This is a genomic window from Aeromonas sp. QDB30 (assembly GCF_027707645.1).
Classification (GTDB): domain Bacteria; phylum Pseudomonadota; class Gammaproteobacteria; order Enterobacterales; family Aeromonadaceae; genus Aeromonas; species Aeromonas caviae.
This window is the reverse complement of sequence record NZ_JAPCIY010000122.1, coordinates 1-6520: the sequence shown is the minus strand read 5'-3', so window position 1 is coordinate 6520 and position 6520 is coordinate 1. Positions and strand designations below refer to the sequence as shown.

General features: G+C 62.6%; 5 protein-coding genes. All 5 read left to right on the top strand.

Annotated elements, in window-relative coordinates; translation table 11 throughout:
• Positions 1-78 precede the first annotated feature (78 nt).
• Positions 79-2091, top strand: a complete 2013-nt coding sequence (locus tag PG896_RS20180; RefSeq protein WP_270836147.1) for a MacB family efflux pump subunit — start codon at positions 79-81, stop codon at positions 2089-2091.
• Entirely contained in the window at positions 2088-3461 is a 1374-nt protein-coding gene (locus PG896_RS20175; protein ID WP_270836146.1) for an efflux transporter outer membrane subunit, read from the top strand. Before PG896_RS20180 ends, PG896_RS20175 begins: the two co-directional genes overlap by 4 nt.
• Before the next feature lie 132 nt (positions 3462-3593).
• The gene (locus PG896_RS20170; protein WP_219595966.1) at positions 3594-4400 is read left to right on the top strand and encodes a siderophore-interacting protein; all 807 of its coding nucleotides are present in this window, start codon (positions 3594-3596) and stop codon (positions 4398-4400) included.
• Positions 4401-4652: 252 nt separating this feature from the next.
• Positions 4653-5759, top strand: coding sequence for a 3-deoxy-7-phosphoheptulonate synthase (locus PG896_RS20165; RefSeq protein WP_128345390.1), 1107 nt, complete (start codon positions 4653-4655; stop codon positions 5757-5759).
• Between the two features lie 509 nt (positions 5760-6268).
• A partial coding sequence (locus PG896_RS20160) for a transposase family protein (protein ID WP_270836145.1) occupies positions 6269-6520 on the top strand: 252 nt, incomplete at its 3' end.

Genomic DNA, 6520 nt, shown 5'->3' with positions numbered 1-6520 from the left:
AATGTGGCGTTGGAGCCGATTTCAAAAAAAGTGGCGCAATACCGTTAGGGCAAGTACGTCGATTTAACGGCGCTTACCCTGATCCGTCTCAAGGGCATCGAGCGGCGCTACCAGAGCGGAGAGCACGAAGTGACCGTGCTGCACCCGCTGGATCTCGCCATCGATGCCGGGGAGATGGTGGCCATCGTCGGCGCCTCCGGCTCCGGCAAATCGACCCTGATGAACCTGCTGGGCTGCCTCGATCGCCCGAGCGGCGGCCAGTATCTGTTTCGCGGCCAGGATACCGCGACCCTGGATGCCCTCTCCCTGGCACGGCTGCGCTGCCACCACTTCGGCTTCATCTTCCAGCGCTATCACCTGCTGCCCCATCTGGATGCGGCCGCCAACGTGGAGATCCCCGCCATCTATGCCGGCACCGCCCACCTTGATCGCCAGGCCCGTGCCCGCACCTTGCTGACCCGCCTGGGACTGCAGGATCGCAGCCACCACAGACCCGGCCAGCTCTCCGGCGGTCAGCAGCAGCGGGTCAGTATTGCCCGGGCGCTCGCCAACGGCGGCGAGGTGATCCTGGCGGACGAACCCACCGGCGCTCTCGACAGCCAGAGCGGCAAAGAGGTGATGACCATCCTCAAGGAGCTGCACGCCCAGGGCCACACCATCATTCTGGTGACCCACGACATGGCGGTGGCAAGCCATGCGGATCGCATCATCACCCTGCGTGACGGGCGGGTAGTGGAGGACAGCAGCCATCGGGCGACCGATGACAACGCACCCTCATCCTCCCCATCCGGGGCGCCGGCCCACCCGCTGCCAGGTGATGGCAGCCAGCTGGCCCCTCCCCCTGTCGGGCAAGATGCACAGGGCACAGGCGCCGCCGTCCGCACCGCAAGCCGGGGCTGGGATCGCTACCGGGAGGCGGGGCGCATGGCCCTGCACACCATGTTGGCCCATCGCATGCGCACCTTCCTCACCATGCTCGGCATCATCATCGGCATCGCCGCCGTGGTCAGCGTGGTGGCGCTGGGTCAGGGGGCGCGCGCCAAGGTGATCGACGACATCAACGCCATGGGCACCAACACCATCGACATCTTCCCCGGCAAGGACTGGGGAGACGAGAAGGCCGCCAGCATCCAGACCCTGAACGAGCGGGATCTCGACGCGCTGCTCGGCCAGCCCTATCTGGAGGGGGCCAGCCCCCAGATAGCGACGTCGGGCCAGCTTCGCTATCGCAACAAGACCAGCAGCGGCAGCGTGATCGGGGTCGGCAACGACTTTTTCCGGGTCAAGGGGATGACGCTCACCCAGGGGCGCCTGCTCGATGAGCGGGACATTCGAAACCGGACGGCAGTCGCCGTGGTGGATGGCAAGACCATAGAGAGCCTGCTCGGCAAGGTGGACCCGGTCGGCCAGGTGGTGCTGGTCGGCACCCTGCCGGTGCGCATCGTGGGGGTGGTCACCCAGGAGACCGGCTTTGGCCGCAGCAGCCAGTCGGTCAATGTCTGGCTCCCCTACAGCGCCGTAATGAGCCGTCTCCTCTCCCAGCAGCACTTCACCCAGATCACCATCCGGGTCAAGGACGGCGTCCAGCCCGCCCTGGCCGAGCAGGCGGCAGTCGCCCTGCTGACCCAGCGCCACGGCGTGAAGGACTTCTTCACCTTCAGCAGCGACAGCATCGTCAAATCGGTGGAGAAGACCACCGCCACCCTGACACTGCTGGTCTCCGCCATCGCGGTGATCTCCCTCATCGTCGGCGGCGTCGGAGTGATGAACATCATGCTGGTCTCGGTGGTGGAGCGCACCCGGGAGATAGGGATCCGCATCGCCGTAGGCGCCCGCCAGTCCGACATATTGCAGCAGTTCCTCATCGAGGCGGTGATGGTCAGCCTGCTGGGGGGGCTGCTCGGTATCGGCCTCGCCCTGCTCATCGGCGCTCTCTTCTCCCTGCTCGTGGAAAGCTTCCAGATGCGCTTCTCGCTCTTCTCCATCCTGATGGCCTTCGGGTGCTCCTCACTCATCGGGATCCTGTTTGGTTACCTGCCCGCCCGCAATGCGGCCAGGCTCGATCCGGTGGAGGCACTGGCGAGGGAATGACGATGCACAACCTATCAAGGCTCGGGCTAAGCCTGATGCTCACCGCCAGCCTCGGTGCCTGCAGCCAGCAGAGCACCTATCACAGACCCGATCTCGACGTGGCGCCAGCATGGCAGCAGGAGAGCCGGGGCCTCACCGTGCAGCAGGCAGGCCCCTGGTGGCAGGGATTCCAGGATCCTGCGCTCGATCGCCTGGTCGAGGCGGTGCTGGCCGCCAACCCGGACATGCGGGTGGCCGGGCTCAAGCTCAAGAATGCCCTGCTCGGCGCCGATCGGGCTGACACCAACCTCACCCCCTCGGTCAGCGCCAATCTCGGGGCCAGCGGCACCAAGAACATGAAAGATGGCAGCGCCAACAGCAACCTGGGCCCCTCTCTCAACCTCAGCTACGAAGTGGATCTCTGGGGCAGACTGGCCGCGGCAAGGGATCAGGCGAGCTGGGAGGCACAGGCCAGCAAACAGGATCTGGCCGCCACCCGGTTGCTGCTCATCGGCAAGACCCTGGAGCAATACTGGCAACTGGCCTACCTCGGCTCGGCCATTACCCTGGGCACCCAGCAACTGGCCAATCTGGAGCGCATTGAACGCCTGACCCGCGCCAAATACGAGGCGGGCGCCGTGACCCGACTCGATCTGGTACAGGCCAGCCAGCAGAAGGCGGGCAAGCAGGCGGAGCTCGCCACCCTCACCCAGCAACGGGCACAGGCGGGCAATGCTCTTCGCCTGCTGCTGGGCCGCAGCAGCGGGCCGCTCGCTGACGCTCCCGACGCCCTGATCATGGGCCCGATCCCGTCCCTGGCGGCTGGCATCCCCGCCGATGTGCTGGCCCGGCGGCCCGATGTGCGCGCCGCCGAACTCAGGCTGCGCAAGACCCTTGCGAGGGGAGACGAGATCCGCACCGGCTTTTATCCCACCCTGAGCCTGACCGGCGGTGCCAGCACCACCTCGGATACCCTGACCCAGGTGCTGCAAAATCCGGTCGGCACCCTGGGCGCCACGCTGGCGCTCCCTTTCCTCGAGTACAACAAGACCCGGCTCTCCATCGCCAGCACCGACATCGACTACCAGATTGCCGAAACCGAGTTTCGCAAGCAGCTCTATACTGCGCTGCTGGAAGTGGAGGATGGCCTGGCCGCCCGTCAGCAAGGGGATCAGCGGCTGCGCTATCTGGAGCAGCAGAGGGCCTATGCCCGGGAGGCCGAGAGGCTGGCAGGCGCCCGTTTTCTGGCCGGTGCCACTGGGGTGCAACCCTGGCTGGATGAGCAGAACCGCCTGTGGGATGCCGAGCTCGCCCTGCTGGCACAGCAGCAGACCCAGCTCAACAACATGGCAGGCATCTATCGGGCGCTGGGGGGAAGCGATCGAACCTGACCCAGGCAGAGAGTGTGGTATCGCGATGGACATCCCGAGGAGGTCAATCGCGACCCATTCTGCCCACAAACCAATTGATAATAGTTTTCATTTCATCAAGAATGGGCGCCATCATCAGCCAGGAGTATGCCCATGTCTCAACCCGCCCCGGCCAATCGCCCCCGCCTGCTCACCGTCAAGCATGTTCAGGATGTGAGCCCGCACCTGCGCCGAATCTGCCTGACCAGCCCCGAGCTTGTGGACTACCCCTTCAGCTGTGGCGGTGCTCATGTCAAGATCATGCTGCCCCGACCGGGTCAGCGCGAGATAGTGTTGCCCACCCCCACCGACAAGGGGCCCCGCTGGCTCGATCCCGCCCAGAAACCCGTCATTCGCACCTTCACCATACGCGCGTTTCGCCGGGAGGCGCTGGAGCTCGACATCGACTTCGCCCTGCACGGCGAGGCCGGCCCCGCCAGTCGTTTCGCCCTGCACGCCAAACCGGGTGACAGGCTCGCCATCTCGGGCCCGGGCGGTCCCGACCCCATGCTGCAAATGGCCGAGCACTATTACATGGCGGGGGATCTCACCGCCCTGCCCGCCATCAGCGCCATGGTGGAGGTGATGCCGGCCCATGCCCGCGGCCATATCGCCCTGCTGGTCCCCCATCAGGACGACGTGCAGGATCTGTCGCTGCCGGCCGGCGTCGACCTGCGCTGGTTCGTGGGCAATCCGGAACAGGCCGCGACCCTGGTGGCGCATTTCACCGCCCAGCCCATGGTCGCAGAGGGAAGCTATTTCTGGTTTGGCGGGGAAGAGAGCCTGGTCGTGCCGCTGCGCCGCCACGTCAGACGCACCCTGAATGCCGAGCGCCAGCGGGTCTACGCAGTCCCCTACTGGCGCAGCGGCAAGGATGAAGACGCCTACCACCAGGACAGGCACGCCGTGATGGACAGCTGACCCCCTCTTTATCTTGTGACTGGCGGGCTTCTTCCCTCGGGGAAGCGGCCTGCTTTTGCTGCAGTTCCCCCGCCATCGTTCCCTCTCCCCCCCATCTTCGCCTGACGATTTCATTGCGCTTGCATTTGAGATAAACACCAAGATAATGACAATCATTCTCAATAAATGCGATGAGCCGTGAACCTGTCTGCTCCCAACGGGATGGCGCATACGGGTTCCCCATCGCACACATGCACAGCAAGGTAACTCCAGATGGCAGTTTTGAATTCGGTCATGCGCGCCTTCGCCATAGAGGCGCTCCCCACCCCTGCCGAGCTGCTGGCGCAGCACCCCTGTCCGGTCGACATGGCCCGGCACATCGACAACCAGCGCCATCAGGCACGCCGGATCCTGGCAGGTGAAGACGATCGCCTGCTGGTCGTGATTGGCCCCTGCTCCATCCATGATCCCGTCGCGGCCCTGGACTATGCCGGACGGCTGGCACGACTCGCCACCGCCTATGAAGACAGCCTTCAGATAGTCATGCGCGCCTATTTTGAAAAGCCGCGCACCACGGTGGGCTGGAAGGGGCTGGTCTTCGATCCGCACCTGGACGGCAGCAACGACATCAATCGGGGATTGCATCTGGCACGCCAAGTGCTGCTCGACATCAATGGGCTGGGGCTCGCCACCGCCACCGAATTCCTCGACACCACCAGCTTTCTCTATCTCGCCGATCTCGTCAGCTGGGGCGCCATCGGGGCACGCACCACGGAGTCTCAGGTCCACCGGCAATTGGCCTCCGCACTGCCCTGCCCCGTGGGATTCAAGAACGGTACGGACGGCAATATCCGGGTCGCCATCGATGCCATCCAGGCCAGTACCGCCTCCCATCTCTTCACCGCCCCCGGCAGCCAGGGCGGCATGGTGGTGATCAAGAGCGAAGGCAATCCCGACGGCCATATCATTCTGCGTGGCGGCACCCTGCCCAACTACCACCAGAGCGATGTGGCGGAGGCAGCAGACCGCCTCACCCGTCAGGGGCTCCCCCCTCGCCTGATGGTGGATTGCAGCCATGGCAACAGCCAGAAGCTGCACACGAACCAGCTGAAGGTCGCCAAAGAGCTCTGTCGCCAGCTGAGCGAAGGGAGCCAAGCCATCGCCGCCGTCATGGTCGAGAGCTTCTTGCTGGGAGGAAACCAGAAACCGGCTCCTCTGGGTGAGCTGCAATACGGTCTGTCAGTGACCGATGCCTGCCTCTGCTGGGAAGAGAGTGAACACCTGCTTGCCATGCTGGCAGAGGCGGTCCAGGCCCGTCGCCGCACCCGGAGAAAATACGCACACACCGTTCAGTCTGAACTCGGACAACCCGTCATCTAGCATTCGGTTTATTTGTTTGCCACCAATCCGTGTCTGCCTCATCCGCACGTTGTCCGGCATCGTGCGGATATATCGCAGAAGAGCGGTGTCAAACAGACCATAAATAGAGGGGATAAATTAATAGGCGGTGGGCGTCATGCATCAGCATGAAAAAGAGACGGGCCGCTCAGGCGTACAGATGAGGATCCACCGCCGCTATTTCATTCTGTCACAGCAGGTATCCATGATCCAGGGCGAGATCGTGAACATTTTGTTAAAAATTAAAAATAGTTTTTTGCCTACAAAACAAATACTTATAGGCCTGTGATATGCAGTTAACTTTATAGTCAGGATCGCCTTCACACTTTTTAATCGTCACTGCACGTCATTTCAGCTCAAAAAATGCGCATGAAATCCAAAAAATGATAATTTCCATGATTTCCATAGTTAACAATTTGCTCACATCCTCACCCTGAAATTTGACCTGGTGATCCGGCTGTGATCTCATGCTCCTTTTCAGGAGTGCTCTCATGTCTATTGATGCCGTTTTCGCTCAGTTCTTCGACAATATTCACGACCCTCGCCAGCATGCCAAGATTTATTATCCCTTCTACGATGTCCTGTTTCTCACCGTCTGTGCCGTGATCGGCGGGGCTGAGGGCTGGGAAGATATTGAGGATTTCGGCGAGGTTCATCTTCCCTGGTTTCAATCCAAGGGACTGTTTAAAAACGGCATTCCTGTCCATGACACCATTGCCAGGATCATCTCCGGCATCAAACCA

Excerpts from the sequence above, each read along its gene's own strand:
- PG896_RS20175 (WP_270836146.1), top strand. The coding sequence starts at position 2,088 with ATGACGATGCACAACCTATCAAGGCTCGGGCTAAGCCTGATGCTCACC.
- PG896_RS20170 (WP_219595966.1), top strand. The coding sequence starts at position 3,594 with ATGTCTCAACCCGCCCCGGCCAATCGCCCCCGCCTGCTCACCGTCAAG.
- PG896_RS20165 (WP_128345390.1), top strand. The coding sequence starts at position 4,653 with ATGGCAGTTTTGAATTCGGTCATGCGCGCCTTCGCCATAGAGGCGCTC.